Source organism: Terrabacter sp. Soil811 (genome assembly GCF_001429655.1).
Lineage (GTDB): Bacteria > Actinomycetota > Actinomycetes > Actinomycetales > Dermatophilaceae > Terrabacter.
Genome location: NZ_LMSX01000008.1, coordinates 348,595 through 369,301, shown reverse-complemented (window position 1 = coordinate 369,301; position 20,707 = coordinate 348,595). Strand labels below are relative to the sequence as shown.

The window sequence follows — 20,707 nt, the reverse complement described above, 5'->3', positions numbered from 1 at the left end:
CCCGTCGCTCAGCTCAGCCGCGCGATGCCGGGTCGGGTCGCGAACCACAGGCAGAGCACCGACATCGCCGCGCCGTAGACGACGGCGGCCGTGAGGACCGAGGTGCCCGCCGCGAGCGCACCGAAGGCCGGGATCGCGAGCGGCACCAGCGCCATGTCGCCGAGGCTCGAGACCGACGAGACGCGCCCGAGGTGGCTCGGCGCGATGGTGCGCTGGTACGTCCCCGAGAGCCACACCGACGCTGCACCCGCCGCGACCCCGATGAGGAGCATCGACGCCGACAGGACGGCGCGCGAGCCGACCCCGGTGCCCGCGATGCAGACACCCTGCCCGACGAGGGCGGCAAAGCCGGCGCGAGCCGGGCGGGCCACCCGCCACCGGATGCCGACGACGCTGCCGGAGATCGCCCCCACGGCGAACGCCGCCTCGGCGGCGCCGAGCCAGCCCGGCCCCCAGCCGGAGCTGCTGACCCGCAGGGCGATCCCGAGGGCGATGACCGGCGACACGAAGACGTTGAGGGCCGCGAGCCCGAGGACGAGCAGTCGGGCCGACTCGTCCCCGCGCAGGTATGCCGCCCCGTCCCTCAGGCTGGCCGTCCACGACGCGTGGGGCAGCCGGGGCATCCGGTAGCGCGGGCGCACCACGCCCGCGAGGACGGCGGCGATCGCGGCGAAGGTGACGGCATTCGCCAGCATGGCCCCGGCAGGGCCGATCGCCGCGACCGCGACACCTCCCACGGGCGCACCCAGCAGGCGCGCGACGCGGCCGCCGATCTGGTTCCAGCCACTCACGGTCGCGAGGTCTTCAGGGCGCACGAGCTGGCGGGCGAGCGTCGCCCCGGCCGGCAGCGTGAGCCCGGTGGCGGTCCCGAGCAGGACACCCATCGTGACGAGGAGAGGTGCGCCCCTGACCCCGGCGGCCCACGCGGCTGCGCCGCCGAGCAGGACCGCCGCCTGGACGAGCCGTCCGGTGACGAGAATGCGCCGGGTGTCCCACCTGTCGGCGATGACCCCGCCGAGGAGGACGAAGACGGCCTGCGGCAGCGTCTCGGCGCCCAGAACCACGCCCGCCATGGTCGGCGACAAGGTGTGCACGGCGGTCCAGGCCAGCGCCACGGTCCACACGGCGTCGCCGAACCACGACAGCGCCATCGCGCCCACCCAGGCCTGGACCATCCGGTCGCGGGTGACGGGCGGTGGCGCAGCGCCGATGAGGGACGGCTCGGTGGCGGGTGGGGACGCCGAGACCCGCGCCGGCCCGGTGCCGGCGCTCACGGCTTCACCGGTCCGCTCGGGAAGACGCGCGCCGAGACCCGGACCGGCAGACGCTCGGCGTCGGGGTGGACCTCCACGTCGGCGCGGCACTCCTCGCTCCACTCGACGACGAGCGCAGTGAGCCGACGGCTCAGCTCGCCCATCTGGTCGACGGTGGCGGCCGCCAGGGTGTCGGTCGCCACCGACGCGTGCCGCACCTCGGCCGGTGCCGACTCGCCGCCCTCCGCGAGCCACCGCTGGACCGCGCGCACGTGGTGCCGGAAGTTCTCGGCCTCAGCCGCCCCGGCGATCCGCCGCGCGACGGTCCCCTCGCCGTAGTCGGTCGCGTCCCACGAGAGCTGTCGGGGACGACTGCGCCACCAGCTCTCCCGGGTGTCTCGGGCCAGCTCGGGCGCCGGCTCGACGAAGCCGTAACGGTGCAGCGTGCCGAGGTGGTGGCTCACCGATCCGACCGCCAGGCCGGTGCGCCGTGCCAGCTGACCGACGGTCGCGGGGCCCTCGACGGCCAGCAGCTCGCACAGCCAGCGGCGGGTCGGATGGTGGAAGGCGGTGAGCACGTCGAGCAGGGCGTTGCCCGTCTCGCTGCCGAGCGTGTCGGTGGAGGCGGGGCTCGTGGCGGCATGGCGCTCGGAGGCGGTGCGTCGTGGCATGCACCCAGCCTCGGGCGGGCACCGGCTTTTGCACAAGAGCTCTTGTATGACTTCGGTGATGCCGAGAACGTGACGCGGCAGGCCCGGGTGCTTGCCCCGCACGCCGTCATGACAGAGTCTTCCCATCGTGACAAACCGGACATCATCAGCGGACGTCCTCGACCCGACCCGGCGACGCGAGGACGCGCTGGCGGGCTATGACGTGCTCGGCAACGCTCCCGAGCGCGAGCTGCAGGCCCTCGTCGACATCGCGGCGCAGGTGTGCGCCGTCCCCCGGGCTGCGATCAACCTCATCACCGCGACCCACCAGCAGCAGATCGCCACGACCGGCTTCGCCGCCGCCATCTGTGCCCGCGAGGACTCGATGTGCGCCGCGGTGCTCGAGCACACCGATCGCGTCGTCGTGCCCGATGCCAGCCTCGACGCCCGGTTCCGCGAGAACCCTTTCGTGACGGGCGTCCTCGGGACCGTCCGTTTCTACGCGTCAGCGCCACTGACCACGCCGGACGGCGTCATCATCGGTCGCCTCTGTGTCTTCGACTCCCAGCCACGCGCGCTCGACGAAGCACAGGAGGAGGCCCTCGTCGCCATCGCCGAGCGCGTCGTCGACGTCCTCGAGCTGCGCCTGCGCACCCGGGAGCTGGAGGACTCGCTCGCGGCGCTCACCGAGACGAGGGACGAGCTCCACCGGTCCAACGAGGCCCTGTCGGTCTTCGCCGGACAGGTGAGCCACGACCTGCGCACGCCACTCACCGCGATCATGGCGAGCACCGAGATGCTCGGCCAGCAGCCCGCGGTCGCCGAGGACGAGTGGTCCGAACGCCTCGTCGCCACGGCCTTTCGCTCCGCCACGCGCATGGCCGGGATGATCGAGCAGATCCTCGCCCACGCCCGCGTCGGCGCCGAGCTGCACCGCAGCGACACCGACCTCGACGACGTGCTCTCCTCGGTGCTCGAGGACCTCGACCCGACGCTCACCGCACGGTCGGCGACCGTCACGACGGGGGCACTGCCGACCCTGCCCGCAGACGGGCAGCAGCTCTACTCGGTGCTGCTCAACCTCGTGTCCAACGCGGTGAAGTACGCCCGCCCCGGCGTCGCGCCCGTCGTGGAGATCTCGGCGGTGCGGATCGACGGCTCGTGGCGTCTCTCGGTGCGCGACAACGGGATCGGCATCTCGGCCGCCGACCGTGAGCGGGTCTTCGGCCTCTTCAACCGCGTCGAGACGTCCGTCGACGGCAGCGGCATCGGCCTGGCCACGGTCAAGCGCATCATCGAGGCTCACGGTGGGTCGATCGGGATCAGCTCGGTGGACGGTCCGGGTACGGACGTGTGGTTCGAGCTGCCGGCCGAGCTCCCCCGTCGGGACGAGCACGACGGTCCCGGCGGCGACTGACCGGACGTCGCGCCCGGGCGAGGACGACGAGCGCGACGAGAAACGCTGTCGGTGCCCTGACATCCATGAGGAGCACCTGCACGACCGTGGCGACGTAGGCCCCGAGGGCGGAACCGTCGTCGAGAGCGTCCCCGACGGAGAAGGCTCCTGAGCTCTCGGCGCTCACGAGCAGGGCGGCTCCGGCGAAGGTCGCCGCCTCGGCCAGAGCCGCGAAGGCGGCCCACCGCAACCGCGGCACGACGGACCCGGTCGTCCACGTCGGGCCTGTCGGGCGCGTCGGCAGGAGGGGGCCGCCCGTGTCGTCGACCTCCACGCCTGCGTCGACGAGCGGTTGCATCCCCGGCCGGGACAGCGCAACCGCCAGGACGACGCCGAAGCCGACGACGCCCAGCAGCGCAGTGGGCGACAACGCGTCCAGGGCACCGTCGCCGGCAGCCGTCCCGCCGTCGGTGATCCAGCCGACCGCGACGTAGGGCAGAGCCTGGAGCACCGCGAGCCACCCGCACGCCCACGCGACGAGGCGGTCGCGTCGGGCGGACCCGGCCATCCCGTTGAACAAGCGGGTCGGGTCGTCGTCGAACGAGGTCACGGGACGAGCCTCGGCCAGCGCAGGGGGTCGGTCCCGAGGCTCGGTCCGGTCGTCGTGCACGCCCTCTCGTCGATGCCCTGGAAGACCCGCAGGTCGGGACGACCGGCCGCCACGGCGACGAGGTTGCGCGCGCTGTCGGTGCCGGCCCGGAGGTAGTCGGAGTGACCGGCGGAGGTGCGACGGACGTCGACGAAGTCGGATCGTGGGTGGAGCCAGTGGTTGCAGCCGGTCCCGGTCTGCTTGAGGGCGAAGGTCGAGAGCCGGCTCGCGCCCACGACGTCCGCCGGCGCCGTGCCGTGCACCATCCAGCCGTAGGCGAACACATCGTCCCCGACCGCGCCGAGGACGTTGAGGGAGCCGGGTTTGAGGGCGGTGTGCGCCACGTCCGAGAACGGCAGGCCGGGCGCACCGAAGACGGCGACGTCGTCGATCGCACTCGTGCGAAGCGAGGCCTGGCCGGCGAGAGTGCCGCCGTAGGAGTGGGCCCAGACCGTCTGGTGGGCCGGACGGTCACGGGAGGCCTCGACACCGGTCACGAAGTCGGCCAGCGCGCCGGCGTTGTCGCGGGCCAGCTTGCCGTTGAGGACGTTCCGGTCGACCGACGTGATGATCTCGTGGACCTGCGGCGCGTCGTAGCCCATCCACGTCACGAGTGCGACGTCCTCACCCTGCGCCACCGCCTTGGCCTCCGAACGCATCCGCACGAAGGTGTCGTCGTAGCGCCGGAGATCGGCCCCGACCATGGTCGACAGGCCGCCGACGAACGTGACGACGTGCTCGGCCCGGTCGACGTCGCCGATCGCGACGGCCGCCTTGACGTCGGGTCCGTTCGCGTCGACGAGGAGCAGACGCCGGGGTCCACCGTCGCGACGCCCGAGCACGTCGCGCACCGCCTGCAGGGCCGCCACGTGCTCGGCCGAACGGGTGCGTTCGGCGGCATTGCTCGCAGACGCCGCCCGCTGCGCCTCCCGCTCGCGGGTCCAGGCAGCCTGCTCCGCTCGGCCGAGCAGGACGAGGTTGGCCTCGTGGCGAGCTGCGGCCGGCACCCCGTCGCGACGACCCACCCAGTCCGGCCGCTCACGGATGGCGCGGCGTCGCTCCTCGTCGGTCAGGGACCGCCACCAGGCGGCCGAGGCGAACACCTGACGGCCGACCCCGGCACTCGTCGAAGGTCCCGCCGGCGGAGGTGGCAGCTGCGGGACCAGCTGCGCGGCAGTCCCCGGAGACGCCGTCGCGCCACGGGCAGCGGTCAGCAGCCCTCGCCACAGCTCGTCGTCGGTCTGGCTCGCGGCCTGTCGGGCCCGCGCCAGACAGGCGTGCACCTCGACCCTCAACAGCTCGTCGAGCCGTGCCCGGTGCGCCTCGCCGGCAAGGTCTCCGAGCGACGCCCGCACGGGAAGGAAGAGCCGACCCTCGCCGTCGACCCAGGCGCCCTCGTCGGCGGCCCGACGGTCGGCGCGACCGACGAGCTCGAGCGCCGACTGCAGACGTGCCGCGGCGTGCCCGACCGCGTGACCGGTCACCGCGATGCTCCCCGCGAGCCGTCCGAGGCCGGCGACGACGAGGCCGTAGCGGTCGGCGGCCGCCGAGGAGGCCGCGCCCGACCAGCGCGGCGCGGCGGAGCGACGCCACAGCACGAGCTCCGCGAGTCCGAGGACCCGGAGGCGATGCTCCTCGAGGCGCCGGCCCACCTCGAGCAGGGACTGCGGTCGGCAGGCCCGGACGTCGGCGACGGTCATGGTCAGCGGAGCACCGGCACCCGCCACACCAGGTCTCATGGGGTGCCGCCGGACGACGACGACCGCAGGGCCTGCCGGGACGCCTGCTCGACGGCGTCGTAGGTGTCGGCGGCCGTGGCGAGGCAGCGGCCCAGCTCGCGCAGCTCCCAGCGGGTCCCGGCCAGCCGCGCCTCCCACGCCGCAGCGACCTGGCCGAGCCCGCCGGCGACACGACCACCGGGGATCGCCCCACCGAGTGGCCGCAGCTCGTCGCCGATCCTCAGCCGCTGCACCCGCGCGAGCACCTCGCCGACCGAGGCGGCGTCGTCGCGCAGCGCGTCGGTGTCCACGTCGTAGCGCATCCCCTGCTCCCTTCCGAGGACAGCCACGCTAGGCAAGGCGTCCGAGGACTCGAGCCCGTCATCCACAGGGGTCGGGAACGGCAGGTGCGGGCACAGCAGGACGCCGCACCCCCGTCAGGGGTGCGGCGTCCGGGGCAGGAACGGCGGGGTCGAAGCGCCGCTACCGCCAGCCGCTGAAGGTGGAGCCAACGCGGCGGATCGGAAGGGCCGGGACGGGCGCAGCCGGACACACGGCATACGTCCCCGGCCGGCCCAGGAGGCCCCGGGTCAGCGACCCGGGACGACGAGCTGCTGGCCGGCGTGGATCGAGGTGGTGCTGAGCGCGTTGGCGATCTGCAGCTCGACGACACCCTCGGCCGCGGTCAGCTCAGGCAGCTCGCGGGCGGCGATGCCCGACAGGGTCTGGCCGGACCGGACCGTGATCGTGCGCGGCTCGCCCGTGGCCGACGCGAGCTGACCGGCGAGTCCGACGCCGAGGAGGGAGACGACGCCCGCGACGAGGAGCGTCACGACGAGGCGACCGAAACGCGTCAGGCGCATCGGCGGCCTCGCGGCACGCACCGCACGAGCGGCCTCCGGCCCGGTGGGGACGAGGACGAGACGGGGCCGACCGGTCGGCTGCGACCGCGCGGGCTCCTCGGTGTGCGGCTGACGAACGGCCTCGAGGACGATGGCGCTCATGGTGACCTCCCCTTGCTCCTGATCTGGCGAACACGTGTTCGATAGAACGTCTGTACGAGTTGTAGCACGTATGTTCGATGAAGTCGAGACACGCATCGAACAGGTGTTTGGCAACTGTGTTCGAACTGCGTAGTCTTTCCTCACACCACAGACCTCACCAGCCACCACTGACACTGGCCGCACACCCAGCGTCACGACGCGGACTGACGAGCCGACGAAGGGGACACCATGGGCGTGACCGAGCTTCCCGATCGCGAGACCGGCGACGGTCTCACCGTCCGCCAGCGGCGGGTGCTCGAGGTCATCCGCAACTCCGTCGACCGGCGCGGCTACCCGCCGAGCATGCGCGAGATCGGCGACGCCGTCGGCCTCGCCAGCCCGTCGAGCGTCTCCCACCAGCTCAATGCCCTGGTCGCCAAGGGCTACCTGCGCCGCGACCCCAACCGGCCGCGGGCCCTCGAGGTCGTCTCGCCCGATGCGAAGGCCGAGGAGCTCGGCTACCGCGGCGGTGACCCGACCGCGCCGCGTCCGCGGGGCGACCACTACGACACCGAGACCGACTCGGGCGACGCCCGCCCCGAGGCGTCCTACGTCCCGGTGCTCGGCCAGATCGCGGCGGGCGTGCCGATCACGGCCGAGGAGGTCGTCGAGGACGTCTTCCCGCTGCCGCGGCAGCTCGTCGGCGAGGGTGACCTCTTCCTGCTCAAGGTCAACGGCGACTCGATGGTCGAGGCCGCGATCTGCGACGGTGACTGGGTCGTCGTGCGCCAGCAGCAGCACGCCGAGAACGGCGACGTCGTGGCCGCGATGCTCGACAACGAGGCGACGGTCAAGACGTTCAAGCGCACCGACGGGCACGTGTGGCTCATGCCGCACAACCCCGACTTCTCGCCCATCGACGGCGACCACGCGACGATCCTCGGCAAGGTCACGGCGGTCCTGCGCCGGCTCTGACGTCGCCCCGCTCCCCCACCCGACGACGTATGCCGTCGGCGCCCTCCGCGCCGGCGGCATCGTCGCGTCCGGGAGGCGTATCGGACGCGACGGCGCGAGACTCTGACTCGTGAGTCCTGCGAAGGAGACCGCCACGGCACCCGGCCGCACCCGCGACGTCGTCTTCACCTACCGCTACCTGCGCGGCGCGATGATCGCCCTGCTCCTCATGCTGCTCCTCTCGGTCGGCTACCAGTGGTGGTGGGAGACCGACCACTCGTGCTGGCTCGGCTCGATCAGCGCGTACTACTACACGCCGGCGCGGACCGTCTTCGTCGGCTCGCTGTGCGCGCTCGGGGCCAGCCTCATCGCCTACAAGGGGCACTCGCCCGAGGAGGACGTGCTGCTCAACTTCTCGGGCTTCATGGCCTTCGTCGTCGCCATGGTCCCGACGGTGCCGGACGGGCGGTGCGGGCCGAACGCGTACACCCAGACCCCGGCCGAGATCGCCGCGGCCGTGCGCAACAACATCTGGTCCCTCGTCGTCGTCGCCGTCCTCGCGGCCCTCGTGGCCGCCTGGCTCAGGCGCGGCGCGATGACGCGCGACCCGTCCGACCGGCCCACGGTGCGCTCGGCGGTCGTCTCGGCCGTCTGCGGTCTGGTGCTGCTCGCGGAGCTCACCCTCTTCCTCGTGCTGCGCGACCGGTTCATCGCACTGAGCCACGGCATAGCCGCGGGCACCATGGTGGCCGGGGTGATCGCCGTCATGGGCTTCAGCGCGCTGCGCGCCGAGGAGCGCCACCAGGGCACCGCCGGTGGCACCGGCGCGAGCGGAACGGTCTACAAGCGCATCTACATCGCGATCGCGGTCGCCCTGGCCGTCGCCCTGGGAGCGACGGTGCTGGCGGCCCTGACGGTGCGCGGCTTCGACCACCTGATCCTCATCGCCGAGGTCATCATCATCGTGCTCTTCGCCGCCTACTGGGGCGTGCAGACCAAGGAGCTGTGGGACCTGCGCGAGGCCGATGGCGCCGAGGCGCGTTCGGCTCGATCGGTGGCCGAATAGCCTTCAGGACAGCGGCGGCTCGTCACCGAGAGCGCCGAGCCACCACGTGCCGGCGTCGCCGTGCTCGACCGCCTCCTCCGGCGTCAGGGTCGCGGTGACCCGGAGCCACGACTCGGCGCGCCCGAGCCGCCCGAGCCGCAGCGCGGACGGCAGGGCCGAGCGCAGTGCAGCGACCGGGACGACGTCGCCCCAGACCTCGAGCGCGGCGTCCGCCACCCGCCTCAGCCGACGGTCGTCCGGGGTGGCGCCGAAGCGGTGGAGCAGCACGTTGAGCGGGACGAAGAGCGCGGACAGCGGGTGCGCGAGCACGGCATCACCGAAGTCGAAGAAGCGCATCCCGTGCGCCGTCGCGAAGACGTTGCTGGCGTGGAGGTCGTTGTGCACGAGGCTCTCCCGCAGGCCGAGACCCCCCACGTCGTCGGCCCACGCCGTGACCGCCGGCAGCAGCGCACGCAACCGGTGCGCGACGTCGTCGGCCATGCGGCGCGGGTCGTCCGGGGCCAGGGCCGTCAGGGACGCGACCCTCGCCTCGACGTAGGCCGCCGACTCGGCCGGAGGCAGGGCCGTGATGCCCGCGCCGAGGAGGTCCGCCTCGTGGCCGACGAGCTCGCGCTGGAGGTGCATCGCCTCGGCGGCGACCCGGCACCAGGCGTCGACGTCGTCGTCCGCGACCGTCAGAGAAAAGACCGGCCCCTGGTCGGGCACGAGGTGCAGGCCACGCTCGACGTCGGCCGCGGCGACCGGGACGACCCGGTGCGGCGACAGGCGGTCGAGCACGACGAGCAGGGCCGCTTCGAACGACTGGTGCGGGCAGTTCTGCTTGGCCCAGTAGGTGGCGCCGTCGGATGTGACACCGCGCCACACCGTCGACCAGGGGCGTTGGTGCACCGCGTCGAGCGACACGAGGTCGGTGCCGAGACCGCCCAGGACTCCACCGACCCACTCGCGCAGCTCGGCCTCGAACGCGCCGGACGTCCAGCGGACCGACGGGCCGTCACCGGACTCCGGGAGGGCGGCATACCAAGGCAGTTCAGTGCCCGAGGGCATCGCGCAGCTCCGTCAGCGTCGGGCCGAGAGGTGCGTGGAGGCGCAGCGTCGCCTCGGCGTCGCCGCGCGTCGCCGACCGCGTGACGATCGCGACGGGCACGTCGCGCTGGTGCGCGCGACGGACGAAGCGGTAGCCACTCATGACCGACAGCGACGACCCGAGCACGAGGACGGCGCCGGCACTCTCAACGAGGGAGAAGCACTGCTCGACGACGGCCTTGGGCACCGACTCGCCGAAGAAGACGACGTCGGGCTTGACGGTGTCGTGGCCGCAGACGAGGCAGCGCGGGGCGTGGAAGGACTCGACGAGTGCGTCGGCGAGCACGATGTCACCGTCGGGCCGCACCTGCTCACCCCACTGCGAGCCCACCACGTGCGCCGCCTCCTCGAAGCGGTCCATGAAGCCGGGGTTGGCCTCGGTCATCCTCTCGTGCAGGCCGATTCGCGAGGTGTACTCGCCGCACGTGAGACAGACGGCGCGGTCGAGGGACCCGTGCAGCTCGATGACGTCCGTCGCGCCCGAGACCTGGTGCAGGCCGTCGACGTTCTGGGTGATGATCGGCCCGACGTAGCCCGCACGTTGCAGGTCGGTGACGACGCGGTGCCCCTCGTTGGGCGCGGCGGCGTTGAAGCGCTGCCAGCCGATGTAGCTGCGAGCCCAGTAGCGCCGACGGGCCTCGCTCGACCCCGCGAACTCCCCGTACGTCATCGGCTCGACCCGACGGGTCCCGTCGGGCCCGCGGTAGTCGGGGATGCCCGACTCGGTCGAGAGCCCCGCACCCGAGAGCACGACGACGCCGCCGCCACTGACGAGGTCGACGAGGTCGTCGAAGGTGCCGAGGTCGTGCGTCTGGAGCGGCAGGGTGCGCGAGGTGGAGAGCCGGGTCGTCGCCGGGGTGACCGCGGCGGCCGTCGACTGCGGTGGTATGCCGTTCGGCTGCTGCACCCGGCAAGCCTACGTGCCGCTCCGGGACCATGCTCGACCGACTGGATACAGCAGGATTCCATAATCATCGGTTATGATGAGGACATGATCGATGCTGCCGGCCTGCGGGTCATGAAAGCCATTGCCGACGAGGGAAGCTTCACGAGCGCTGCCAACGCGCTGGGCTTCACCCAACCGGCCATCTCGCAGATGGTCCGCCGACTCGAGCAGCGCACCGGGACCGTTCTCGTCGAGCGCTACGGGCGCCAGGTCCGCCTCACCGAGGCCGGTCAGGTGCTCGCCCGCCACGCCGTCGGTGTCCTCGCCGCCCTAGACGCGGCCGAGGAGGAGATCACCGCGATCGCCGGCCTGCGCGCCGGACGGGTCCGCCTCCAGGCCTTCCCCAGCTCGTCGGCCACGCTCGTGCCCCGGACGCTCGCCATCCTCAAGGCCCGCCACCCCGACATCACCGTCACCTTCACCGAGGCCGAGCCGCCCGAGTCGCTCGCGGCCCTGCGCAACGGCGACTGCGACGTCGCGGTCGCCTTCGCCTACGAGGGTGGCGACCTCGGTGAGCTCGAGGAGGACCTCTCGCTCCTCGTGACCCGCCGGCTCATGGACGACGAGGTGCGTCTTGTCGTCCCCGGCACGCACCCGCACGCGGGCGACGCGGCCGCCTCGCTCGCCGACTTCTCGGGCGAGGAGTGGATCGCCGGCTGCCCCCGCTGTCGGGGCCACCTCCTGTCGCTCGCCGACACCGCCGGCTTCCGGCCCAACGTGGCGTTCGAGACCGAGGACTACGTCGCCCAGCTCGGGCTCGTCACGGCCGGGCTGGGCGTGGCCCTCGTGCCGGACCTCATCCTCAACGCCGCCAAGCACGACGACGTCGCGACCCTGCCGCTCTCCCCTGCGTCGCGCCGCCAGATCCTCGCCGTGACGACTCCCGACCTGCAGCGCGTGCCTGCCGTCGCCGCTGCCCTCGACGCACTGTGCGAGGCGGCCGGCGCCGACCCGAAGGCCTCCACCGCCGAGCTCGTCGGCGCCAAGACCTGACGGCTGGGTCGCCGCGTGAGGGCGCGCCACGGGCGCTCGGCCCCCACGCGGCATACGGTGGGCCTCATGGGTGACCGCGAGCGCATCTCGTACCTGGCCGTGCCCGAGCGCGACGACGTCCCGGAGGGCGTGAGCCGCCTCTGGGACAAGGCACAGGAGACCGTCGGCTTCGTGCCCAACGTCTTCCGCGCTCAGGCGGTCAACGGCGAACAGTTCCTCGCGTGGTGGGGCTACTTCAACCTCCTCGTCAACAAGGAGGGGCACCTGAGCAACGCCGACCGCGAGCTGCTGGCCGTCGTCGTCAGCAGCGTCAACCGGTGCACGTACTGCGAGGTGAGCCACGGCGCAGCCCTCCGGGAACACACCGGAGACCCCGTGACCGCCGACCTCGTCGCCTCGAACTGGCGGCAGGCAGGGCTTGCCCGCCGTGAGTACGCGATGGCCTCCTACGCCGAGAAGCTGACCCTCCATCCCGCCGAGGTCACCGAGGCCGACCTCGCCCCACTGCGAGCCGTGGGACTCGACGACCACCAGGTGGTCGAGCTCGTCCAGGTCGTCGGGATGTTCAACCTCACCAACCGGGTGTCGACGGCGCTGGGGTTCGTGCCGAACTCGGAGTACCACTCGAGCGGCAGAGCGACCTCATGAGCCGGGTGGCGCTCGCCGCTCCGGGTCCGGCGGCCCTGCAGGCCGGGCTCGAGGTGGCAGCCGAGGGCGGAAACGCCGTCGATGCGGCAATCGCCGCGTCCCTGGCGGCCATGAGCACCGAGCCCGGGGTCGTCAGCCTGATGGGTGGCGCCTTCGTCAACGTGTGGCTCGCCGGCGACGACCCCGTCGTCATCGACGGCAACGTCGAGATGCCCGGCCGGGGACTGGACCGGTCGGCCTTCGGCCACGGCGTTCGGCAGGTCCCCACCGACTACGGCGGCGGGGTGACGATCGGTGCGGGGCACGCTGCGGTCGCGAACTCCGGTGCCGTGCAGGCACTCTCAGCCGCCAGGGACCGCTTCGGGAAGGTGCCGTGGCGGCGGCTCGTGGAGCCGTCGGCCCGCACCTGTCGCGACGGGTACCTGGTCGGCGCAGCCGCCGCCCTCTACCTCGGCATCGTCCGCGACACGCTCTTCGGCCACGACCCCGAGGCCCACGCCCTCGTGACAGGAGCCGACGGCGGACCGCTCGAGCCGGGCGAGACCTCCCTCAACGTCGACCTCGCCGACATCTTGGACCTCCTTGCGGCACAAGGAGCCTCGCTCTTCACGACCGGCGCCGTCGGGCGCGTTCTCGTCGAGGACATGGCCGCGAACGGTGGGTTGATCACGATGGCCGACCTCACGGCATACGAGGCCGTGGTGCGTGCACCCACGATGCGGACCGTCGGCTCCTGGCACATCGCCCTCAACCCGCCGCCCTCCGTGGGCGGCCCGATGCTCGCCGCCATGCTCGGCCAGCTGGCGCGGCACGAGGACTGGACGTGGGCCGAGGTCATCGAGATCCAGCGCCGGGTCCTCGCCTACCGCCTCTCCGTCCACGACAGGTCCCTCGACCTCGACGCCGACGGCCACGCCCTCCTCGAGGCAGTGGAGCGACACGGGCTGGCGGGGCTTCCCACCTCGGCGTCCACCGCTCACGTCTCCGCCGTGGACGAGCACGGGAACGCGTGTGCCATCACGATGTCGTGCGGATACGGCGCCGGCATGGTGATCCCCGGCACCGGCATCCTGCTCAACAACGCCCTCGGCGAGCCGGAGCTCAACCGGCTCGGGATCCACGCCGTGCCCCCCGGCACGCGGCTCGCCTCGAACATGGCCCCGACCACCGGCCGCAGCTCCTCGGGCACCGCGCTCGCCGTCGGCTCACCCGGGGCGGACCGGATCACGACGGCGCTCATGCAGGTGCTCGGACGCGGACTTCTTCGCGGCGACGACCTCCAGCACTCGATCGACGCCCCGCGCCTGCACGTGCGGTTCATGGACGACGGGTCCCCACGCGTCGAGCACGAGCCGTCGGACGACATCGCGGCCGCCGTCGAGGCGAGCGGACTCCCGTCGCACCGCTTCCCAGGGCCGCACATGTACTTCGGTGGGGTGGGCGCAGCGGTGCTGGGTCCGGACGGACTGGTGGCCGCCGGGGACGCGAGACGGGACGGGTCGGTAGGGGTCTCCTCCTGACCGGTGCGGGCGCCATCGCCACCAAACTCGGTGCGGACGTGGGCGTGTCATGCGATCCTCGTCGCACCCGGACGGTCGGAGGGCCCACGGAGACTCAGGGTGCCACGGCCATGCAGCGACGGCGACGAACCAGCTGGCTCCGCAGGCCGCTGGGTTGGGGTGCTGGGCGGCACGAGCACGGCGAAGGTGACCGTCACCCAGCTCGTGGACCATGTCGTCGTCACGCAGGCGACCTACCGCTCCTCGACCCGCGAGTGGCGCGTCGTCGGGACAGCGACCCGCCCGAGCTCCAGGTTCTGCCCTGCTCGTGGACCGACGGCTCCCGGGGGCAGGCGCGGGACGCCACGGCGCGATCCGGGTATCTCCATGACGGTGCGCCGCGCCGCCCCATCCGACGCGCGGCCGGCACCGAATCATCTTGAGTCGACCCCCAACGAGAGGCCACCCCGATGACCATGACCGACGACCGCCCCGACGCTCCCGCCCCCTCCGCGGCGTCCTCCCGTCCGAACGGCATCGCCGCCCGGCTGGCGGCCGTCGTCGAGCCCCTCTTCGGCGGCCAGCTGCCCGTGCGCCTCAAGGCGTGGGACGGCACCGTCGCCGGACCCGCCGACGCCCCGACCGTCGTCCTGCGCGACCCCGCGGCGCTGCGCCGCCTCGTGCGCCACCCCGGCGAGCTCGGTCTCGCCCAGGCGTACGTCACGGGCGAGCTCGACGTCGAGGGTGACCTGCTCGACGGCTTCCGTCGCGTGTGGTCGACGGCCCGTACGCTCGCGGGCGGCCGTCCCTCGGCCGGCACCGTGGCCTCCGTCGCGAAGAACGGCATCAGGACGGCCTTCGACCTCGGCGTCGTGGGGCTGCCGCCCGAGCCGCCCGTCTCGCAGGCCCGGCTCCGCGGGCGCCTGCACACCAAGACCCGCGACCGCAGCGCCATCGAGCACCACTACAACCTCTCCAACGAGTTCTACTCGCTCATCCTCGACCCGCACATGGCCTACTCCTGCGGCTACTGGACGAGCACCGAGCCCGGCTACACCGTCGAGGACTCGCAGCGCGACAAGCTCGACCTCGTGTGCCGCAAGCTCGGCATCGAGCCCGGCAGCCGGCACCTCGACATCGGCTGCGGCTGGGGCTCCCTCTCGCTGCACGCGGCCGAGAGGTTCGGCGCCCACGTCGTCGGCGTCACGATCTCGAGCGAGCAGAAGGCGTTCATCGACGAGCGGATCCGCGAGCGCGGCCTGCAGGATCGCGTCGAGATCCGGCTCCAGGACTACCGCGAGGTGCCGGACGGCCCCTTCGACACCATCTCCTCGATCGAGATGGGCGAGCACGTCGGGCAGAAGAACTACCCGACGTTCACGGGGCAGATCCACCGCCTGCTGCGGCCGGGCGGTCGCGCGCTGATCCAGCAGATGTCGCGCACGACGCGCCCTGGCGGCGGTCCCTTCATCGAGGCCTTCATCGCGCCCGACATGCACATGCGCCCGGTCGGCGAGACGGTCGACCTCATCGAGCAGGCCGGTCTCGAGGTCCGCGACGTGCACGCCCTGCGCGAGCACTACGTGTGGACCGTCAACGCCTGGTACGACACGTTCGAGGCCAACTGGGACCAGGTCGTGGCCATGGTCGGCGAGGAGGTCGGCCGCGTCTGGCGTCTCTACCTCGTCGGTGGCGCGCTCGCCTTCGAGGAGGGCCGCATGGGCGTCGACCAGATCCTCGCCGTGAAGCCGACCGCCGACGGCCGCAGCGGAATGCCGCCCGTCCGGGCCTGGTGACCACGGTGACGTCAGTCTGGACGTCCGTGGCTCCCGTCGTGGCTCCGGCGGCCGAGGCCGCCGGCTTCGACGGCGGCGCCTTCGGGCGCACGCTGCTGTTCACGGCGCTCGCCGTCGTGGTCGTTCTCGGCATCACGTTCGCCGTGGCGCTGCGCGTCGGCAAGCAGGCCGTCATCGACGTGACCTGGGGGCTAGGGTTCGCGGCCATCGCCCTCACGGCGTTCGTGACGAGCGGCGGCCACGGTGACGCGCTGCGGCGCTGGCTGGCGCTGGTGCTCACGGTCGTGTGGGGGCTTCGCCTGGCCGCGCACATCTTCAGCCGGTCACGGGGCAAGGGTGAGGACCCGCGCTACGAGGCGATGCTCAAGCGTGCCGACGGCAACCCGAACGCCTACGCGCTGCTGCACATCTACCTCCCGCAGGGCGTCATCATGTGGTTCGTCTCGCTGCCGGTCCAGATCGCGATGTTCGTCCAGGGTGGCATCGGCTGGGTGCTGTGGCTGGGCGTCGTCGTCTGGGCCATCGGCTTCTTCTTCGAGTCGGTCGGCGACCTCCAGCTGACACGCTTCCGCAACGACCCCGCCAACAAGGGCACGGTGCTCGACACCGGCCTCTGGCGCTACACGCGGCACCCGAACTACTTCGGCGACGCGAGCGTCTGGACCGGGCTGTTCCTCGTCGCGGCGAGCGCCTGGCCCGGCGTGCTGACGTTCCTGTCGCCGGCCGTCATGGTGTGGAACCTCTACGGCGGCACCGGCAAGAAGCTGCTCGAGAAGGACATCGGCGACCGCCGCCCCGACTACGCCGACTACGTGCGCCGGACGAGCGGCTTCTTCCCGTGGCCGCCGAAGCCCGCCGACCCGTCGGTGAAACACGGCTGAGCAGGCACCATGACCATCGGCGCGAGGGGCGGGATGATGGACCGCATGCGCCCGCCCCTCGCCGACGTCCTCGAGCTCGAGCCGCACCCGGAGGGCGGGTGGTTCCGGCAGACGTGGGTCTCCCCCGACACCGTGACGCTGCCGGACGGTCGCGTGCGAGCGACCGCCACCCTCATCCACTTCCTCCTGCCCGCCGGCGAGTCCTCCGCCTGGCACCGCGTGGCCTCAGACGAGGTGTGGCTCGCCCACACCGGCTCGGTCGTGCTCGAGCTGGGCGGCACCGGAGCCCAGCCACCCTCCGAGGGTGGTGCCGACCCGGTCGTGCTCGGTCTCGACCTCATGGCGGGACAGGTGGCCCAGGTGGTCGTCCCCGCGCACGTCTGGCAGCGCACCGTGCCGGGTGATGACGACGCGCTCGTCAGCTGCCTCGTGTCGCCCGGCTTCGACTTCGCCGACTTCGAGCTCGCGCCGGGGGCCGCGCACGACTGACGGGCCCTCACCCGGAGACCGCGCGGACCTCGTCCCCGTCCTTGACGACTGCGACGTCACCCTCGAGGTCGGTGCGGTGCACGTGGAAACCCCTGTCCTGCAAGGCTTCCATCGTGGCGGGCGCAGGGTGGCCGTAGTCGTTGCCGGCGCCGACGCTGATGAGCGCGAGCCGTCCGTCGACGCGGTCGAGGATGCGGTCGTCGCGGTTGCTCGACCCGTGGTGGGCCACCTTGAGCACGTCGACGCGGCCCCAGCGCTGCGGGTCGAGCTGTGACTCGTGGAGCACCTGCCCGGCGGCCTCGCGCTCGATGTCACCTGCCAGCAGCACGGTGACGCCGTGGACGTGCATCGTCATCACGACCGAGCCGTTGTTGGGCACGGAGCCCGCGTCGATGCGGCGCGCGGGCCACCAGACGTCGGCAGTCACCGCCCCGACGGCAAGGCGCTCTCCGGCCCGCAGCTCGCCCAGAGGTATGCGTCGGGCGGTGGCGAGCCGGGCGACGCGGGCTGCCTCGGCGGGCGGGTCGAGCACGGGCGAGGCCCGGATCTCGGCGACCGGCCTCTCGAGCACCGCGGCCAGTCCGCCGACGTGGTCGGCGTGGTAGTGGGTCAGCACGACGAGGTCGACGGCCGTCGCGCCGATGCGGTCGAGGCAGGCCCGCATCGGCTCCGGGTCGGGACCGGTGTCCACGACGACGACGTGTCCGCCGCCGTTGTCGACGACGAGCCCGTCGCCCTGACCGACGTCGCAGGCGATGAGGGCCCATCCGGGTGGGGGCCAGGCGATCGGCGCGGTCGGCGCCGCGAAGCCCGTCGCGAGCACGACGACGGCGACGGCCACCGTGGGGCGGTGTCTCGTGCGGAACCACGCCCACGGCGCCGCGGCGACGACGCCGACGGTGAGGACGGCGAGCAGGATCGCCGCGCCGGCCGAGTCGCCCCAGGCGATGCTGCCGAAGGGCAGGTCGGCGCACCACCGCGCCACGGCAGCGATGGCCTGGGCCGGTAGCGCCGCCACCCACGCGAGCCCCGCCGCACCCGCGACCCAGACGACCGAGACGAGCGCGACGACGACGCCGACGACGGTCGTCGGCGCGACGAAGGGCGCCGCGAGGAGGTTGGCGAGCACGGCGACGACCGAGACACTCCCCTGCAGAGGCACGACAACCGGCGCACAGACGGCTTGGGCCGCGACCGGGATCGCGAGGACGGGACCCAGGGGTTTGAGGAGTCTCGGGAGCCCGCGGGAGATGACGCGCCCCCACGGCCGGGCGAGGACCAGCAGCCCGAGGGTGGCGATGCTCGACAGGGCGAAACCGTAGGAGCGGGACAGCCACGGGTCCCACACGAGAAGCACGACGATCGCACCGGCGAGCGCCGGGATGCCCGCCCGACGCCGTGACGTCGAGAGCGCAAGCAGCCCGACGACCCCCATGACGGCGGCGCGCACGACGCTGGGCTCGGGGCGGGCGAGGATCACGAAGCCGAGCAGGCCCAGTGCAGCCGCCGCCGGGCGCCAACGTCGCCGGACTCCGACCAGCCCGCAGAGCCACACCACCGCGGCGAGCACGAACGTGACGTTGCTGCCGGACACCGCGCTGAGGTGGCTGAGACCCGTCTCGAGCATCGCCGCAGTGAGGTCGGGCGGCGTCTGTGAGGTGTCGCCGACGACGAGCGCCGGGACGAGACCGCGCGCGTCGGGCCAGAGGTCGGCGGTGGCGGCTCGGAAGCGCCCACGCACCGCATCGGCAGCCGCGAAGACCCCACCGGCGGACCCGACGACCTCGACGGCGCCCTTGGGGGTCGCCACCGCGACGACGTCGTCGCCGGGCTCGGCCGGTCCGAGCCGCAGGACGGCCTCGACCTCGTCGTGCCACCGCAGTGTCGACCACTGCGTGCCTCGTCCGATAGCGAGCACGGGAGCGGTCACCGTCGTGGTGCGACCCCGCCCCGCGACCTGGGTAACGTCGAGGCGCACGACGCTGACGACGGCGGCATCGGGACGGTCCGCCCCTGCTCCGGTCCCGCCACGGACCGCTCGTGGGTCGGCGGCCACCGTGGCCCTGACCGTGACCACGGCTCGCTCGGCGGCGAGTCCCTCGACCGGACCTGCGGTCCGCACGGCGCGGTGACCGACGGCGGCGCCGAACAGGAGGGCGAGCACGGCGCAGACGGCTGCGACGCCGCGCAGAGCAGGCGGCCCGAACGCCATGGCACTCGCGCGCACGCCCGCACCGCGAGGCGGCAGCCGCACGGACCGCGGTAGGCACGCGGTGACCCCGCGCCCAGCCGCGGTGGCAGCAAGGACACCTCCCGCGATGGCGGCCAGGGCCACCGCGGCGACGAGCCAGGTCGGGGCGAGGAGTCCCCAGAAAGCCAGGGCAGGCCACGCGACCACCACGGGCACCAGGAGCCGCAGGTCGAGGCGCCGCGCCGTGCGGGGCCGGACCCGCCGCACCGTCTCGCGCCCGGTCAGCACGACGAGGGACGGGCCCCGGGGCGCCTGCTCGCGTTCCCTCGGGGGGTCCGGCGCCCGCGGCGTCACAGCGTCACCTTGGGGCGCAGCTGGGCCATGAGCTTGTCGCCGATGCCGCTCACCTCGCCGAGCTCGTCGACCGAGGTGAAGCGGCCGTGCTCGGTGCGCCAGTCGATGATCCGCTGGGCGAGCACGGGCCCGACGCCGGGCAGCGTGTCGAGTGCTGCCGCGTCGGCCGCGTTGAGGCTCACCGGGCCGTTCGAGCCACCCGACGTGCCTGCGCCACCGGCGCCACCGGCGCCGCTGCTTCCCGCGCCCCCCGCCCCTCCGGCCTCCGGACCTACGGCCGGCGGCTCCCCCGGCCTCGGCACCCGGATCTGCTCGCCGTCGACGACGAGCCGCGCGAGGTTGAGGGCCGCGACGTCCGCGCCCGTGCGGGTGCCCCCGGCTGCCGTGAGGGCATCGGCCACGCGGGCTCCGGGACGCAGCCGCACGAGGCCCGGACGCACGACCTGCCCGACGACGTGCACGACGAGCTCCGCGCCGGACGTCGGGCCACCCGACGGCGCACCCGACGCGGCGCCCGACACTGCACCAGTCGACGGGTCCGTCGTCATCCGGGCCGCCGCCGTCGCCGTCCCACCCACGACCTGGACCGATCTCGACGGTCCGGGCGCGACGTCCGGAGGGGACGCCGAGCGTTCGGCCCACAGGACGCGCAACACGAAGACGCAACCGACGGCCACGACGAGGGCGAGCATCGAGACGACGGCCGCGCTGCTCACCCCGCGCCGCCCCGTGCGCAGCTCGTCCGGGACCGTGAGGACGCCCGGCCGCCGCGCCCGACGAAGGTCGGCGTCGAGCCGCTCCACCTCGTCGTCGTCGGTGGCCCGCTGGGTCAGCCTCCGCACCGCCGACGCCACCGGGTTCTCGCCGACGGCCGCGCCCGGAGCGCGAGGCACCCAGCCGCCGACCTCCTCGCCCTCCGCCGGAGCAGCACGGGCACGGTCATCCCCCGGCCCGACGCGACCGGTGTCCGCGCCGAGGATCCGGGCCACCCGCTCGAGGTCCGGCGGTCTCTGGGCGGGTCGGAACGGCATACCCCGACGCTAGGAAGCCGGCCGCCCACCCGCCCACCCTCGGGCACCCGCTGGGGACAACCCGACCCGCACTCGAAGGGGTGTGGACGGCCACGGCCCGAGACGGCCCGCGCGTCGATTCACG

19 protein-coding genes are annotated in these 20,707 nt (G+C 73.2%); 9 read left to right on the top strand and 10 right to left on the bottom strand.

Going from position 1 to position 20,707, the window contains the following annotated elements; genetic code table 11:
- Positions 1-8: 8 nt before the first annotated feature.
- Positions 9-1,274, bottom strand: a complete 1,266-nt coding sequence (locus tag ASH01_RS12230; protein ID WP_056776053.1) for an MFS transporter — start codon at positions 1,272-1,274, stop codon at positions 9-11.
- A complete protein-coding gene (locus ASH01_RS12225; protein ID WP_056776052.1) occupies positions 1,271-1,924 on the bottom strand; it encodes a winged helix-turn-helix domain-containing protein in 654 nt (217 codons plus the stop codon). The genes ASH01_RS12230 and ASH01_RS12225 overlap by 4 nt, the downstream gene beginning before the upstream one ends.
- A 127-nt stretch (positions 1,925-2,051) precedes the next feature.
- On the opposite strand from ASH01_RS12225, the gene ASH01_RS12220 reads away from it, so the two are divergent.
- Positions 2,052-3,320 carry a sensor histidine kinase gene (locus ASH01_RS12220; RefSeq protein ID WP_082619787.1) on the top strand — a complete coding sequence of 423 codons (1,269 nt, stop codon included), beginning with the start codon at positions 2,052-2,054 and terminating at the stop codon, positions 3,318-3,320.
- Here the strand turns inward: ASH01_RS12220 and ASH01_RS22510 are convergent.
- The 4 genes from ASH01_RS22510 to ASH01_RS12205 form a co-directional block, all read right to left on the bottom strand.
- Positions 3,226-3,909 (bottom strand): hypothetical protein, encoded by a 684-nt coding sequence (locus ASH01_RS22510; protein ID WP_156415554.1) that lies wholly within the window; start codon positions 3,907-3,909, stop codon positions 3,226-3,228. The two genes, ASH01_RS12220 and ASH01_RS22510, sit on opposite strands and share 95 nt — an antisense overlap.
- The gene (locus ASH01_RS12215) at positions 3,906-5,648 is read right to left on the bottom strand and encodes an alpha/beta hydrolase (RefSeq protein WP_162263880.1); all 1,743 of its coding nucleotides are present in this window, start codon (positions 5,646-5,648) and stop codon (positions 3,906-3,908) included. Before ASH01_RS12215 ends, ASH01_RS22510 begins: the two co-directional genes overlap by 4 nt.
- A gap of 35 nt (positions 5,649-5,683) precedes the next feature.
- Positions 5,684-5,989, bottom strand: coding sequence for a hypothetical protein (locus ASH01_RS12210; RefSeq protein WP_056776046.1), 306 nt, complete (start codon positions 5,987-5,989; stop codon positions 5,684-5,686).
- A gap of 267 nt (positions 5,990-6,256) precedes the next feature.
- Positions 6,257-6,670 carry a LysM peptidoglycan-binding domain-containing protein gene (locus ASH01_RS12205; protein WP_056776044.1) on the bottom strand — a complete coding sequence of 138 codons (414 nt, stop codon included), beginning with the start codon at positions 6,668-6,670 and terminating at the stop codon, positions 6,257-6,259.
- 228 nt (positions 6,671-6,898) lie between these two features.
- Between ASH01_RS12205 and lexA the strand changes: the two genes are divergently transcribed.
- Both lexA and ASH01_RS12195 read left to right on the top strand, forming a co-directional pair.
- Entirely contained in the window at positions 6,899-7,624 is a 726-nt protein-coding gene (gene lexA, locus ASH01_RS12200; protein ID WP_056776043.1) for a transcriptional repressor LexA, read from the top strand.
- A gap of 109 nt (positions 7,625-7,733) precedes the next feature.
- Positions 7,734-8,669, top strand: coding sequence for a hypothetical protein (locus ASH01_RS12195; protein ID WP_056776040.1), 936 nt, complete (start codon positions 7,734-7,736; stop codon positions 8,667-8,669).
- Positions 8,670-8,672: 3 nt separating this feature from the next.
- Here ASH01_RS12195 and ASH01_RS12190 read toward each other — a convergent pair whose 3' ends face one another.
- On the bottom strand, positions 8,673-9,716 hold the full coding sequence (locus ASH01_RS12190; RefSeq protein ID WP_056776038.1) for a phosphotransferase: 1,044 nt from the start codon (positions 9,714-9,716) through the stop codon (positions 8,673-8,675).
- A complete protein-coding gene (locus ASH01_RS12185; protein ID WP_082619784.1) occupies positions 9,700-10,662 on the bottom strand; it encodes a Sir2 family NAD-dependent protein deacetylase in 963 nt (320 codons plus the stop codon). Before ASH01_RS12185 ends, ASH01_RS12190 begins: the two co-directional genes overlap by 17 nt.
- Before the next feature lie 84 nt (positions 10,663-10,746).
- On the opposite strand from ASH01_RS12185, the gene ASH01_RS12180 reads away from it, so the two are divergent.
- The 6 genes from ASH01_RS12180 to ASH01_RS12155 all read left to right on the top strand — a co-directional run bounded on the left by ASH01_RS12180 (position 10,747) and on the right by ASH01_RS12155 (position 17,007).
- Complete coding sequence (locus ASH01_RS12180; protein WP_056776035.1) at positions 10,747-11,694, top strand: LysR family transcriptional regulator; 948 nt, start codon at positions 10,747-10,749, stop codon at positions 11,692-11,694.
- Between the two features lie 66 nt (positions 11,695-11,760).
- The gene (locus tag ASH01_RS12175; RefSeq protein WP_056776033.1) at positions 11,761-12,342 is read left to right on the top strand and encodes a peroxidase-related enzyme; all 582 of its coding nucleotides are present in this window, start codon (positions 11,761-11,763) and stop codon (positions 12,340-12,342) included.
- Positions 12,339-13,862, top strand: a complete 1,524-nt coding sequence (locus ASH01_RS12170; protein ID WP_056776032.1) for a gamma-glutamyltransferase — start codon at positions 12,339-12,341, stop codon at positions 13,860-13,862. Before ASH01_RS12175 ends, ASH01_RS12170 begins: the two co-directional genes overlap by 4 nt.
- Before the next feature lie 449 nt (positions 13,863-14,311).
- Positions 14,312-15,637, top strand: coding sequence for a class I SAM-dependent methyltransferase (locus ASH01_RS12165; RefSeq protein WP_443081128.1), 1,326 nt, complete (start codon positions 14,312-14,314; stop codon positions 15,635-15,637).
- A gap of 5 nt (positions 15,638-15,642) precedes the next feature.
- Positions 15,643-16,518: a DUF1295 domain-containing protein gene (locus ASH01_RS12160; RefSeq protein ID WP_327191917.1), complete on the top strand. Its 876-nt coding sequence runs from the start codon at positions 15,643-15,645 to the stop codon at positions 16,516-16,518.
- Positions 16,519-16,563: 45 nt separating this feature from the next.
- The gene (locus ASH01_RS12155) at positions 16,564-17,007 is read left to right on the top strand and encodes a cupin domain-containing protein (protein WP_056777639.1); all 444 of its coding nucleotides are present in this window, start codon (positions 16,564-16,566) and stop codon (positions 17,005-17,007) included.
- A 7-nt stretch (positions 17,008-17,014) separates the two neighbouring features.
- Here ASH01_RS12155 and ASH01_RS12150 read toward each other — a convergent pair whose 3' ends face one another.
- A complete protein-coding gene (locus ASH01_RS12150) occupies positions 17,015-19,552 on the bottom strand; it encodes a ComEC/Rec2 family competence protein (protein ID WP_235509604.1) in 2,538 nt (845 codons plus the stop codon).
- Positions 19,549-20,583, bottom strand: coding sequence for a helix-hairpin-helix domain-containing protein (locus ASH01_RS22505; RefSeq protein ID WP_082619782.1), 1,035 nt, complete (start codon positions 20,581-20,583; stop codon positions 19,549-19,551). Before ASH01_RS22505 ends, ASH01_RS12150 begins: the two co-directional genes overlap by 4 nt.
- Positions 20,584-20,707 lie beyond the last annotated feature (124 nt).

Coding starts and splice junctions, on each gene's coding strand:
- lexA (WP_056776043.1), top strand. CDS start 6,899: ATGGGCGTGACCGAGCTTCCCGATCGCGAGACCGGCGACGGTCTCACC.
- ASH01_RS12205 (WP_056776044.1), bottom strand. CDS start 6,670: ATGAGCGCCATCGTCCTCGAGGCCGTTCGTCAGCCGCACACCGAGGAG.
- ASH01_RS12225 (WP_056776052.1), bottom strand. CDS start 1,924: ATGCCACGACGCACCGCCTCCGAGCGCCATGCCGCCACGAGCCCCGCC.
- ASH01_RS12175 (WP_056776033.1), top strand. CDS start 11,761: ATGGGTGACCGCGAGCGCATCTCGTACCTGGCCGTGCCCGAGCGCGAC.
- ASH01_RS12155 (WP_056777639.1), top strand. CDS start 16,564: ATGCGCCCGCCCCTCGCCGACGTCCTCGAGCTCGAGCCGCACCCGGAG.
- ASH01_RS12210 (WP_056776046.1), bottom strand. CDS start 5,989: ATGCGCTACGACGTGGACACCGACGCGCTGCGCGACGACGCCGCCTCG.
- ASH01_RS12165 (WP_443081128.1), top strand. CDS start 14,312: ATGACCATGACCGACGACCGCCCCGACGCTCCCGCCCCCTCCGCGGCG.
- ASH01_RS12180 (WP_056776035.1), top strand. CDS start 10,747: ATGATCGATGCTGCCGGCCTGCGGGTCATGAAAGCCATTGCCGACGAG.
- ASH01_RS12190 (WP_056776038.1), bottom strand. CDS start 9,716: ATGCCCTCGGGCACTGAACTGCCTTGGTATGCCGCCCTCCCGGAGTCC.
- ASH01_RS12215 (WP_162263880.1), bottom strand. CDS start 5,648: ATGACCGTCGCCGACGTCCGGGCCTGCCGACCGCAGTCCCTGCTCGAG.
- ASH01_RS12170 (WP_056776032.1), top strand. CDS start 12,339: ATGAGCCGGGTGGCGCTCGCCGCTCCGGGTCCGGCGGCCCTGCAGGCC.
- ASH01_RS22505 (WP_082619782.1), bottom strand. CDS start 20,583: ATGCCGTTCCGACCCGCCCAGAGACCGCCGGACCTCGAGCGGGTGGCC.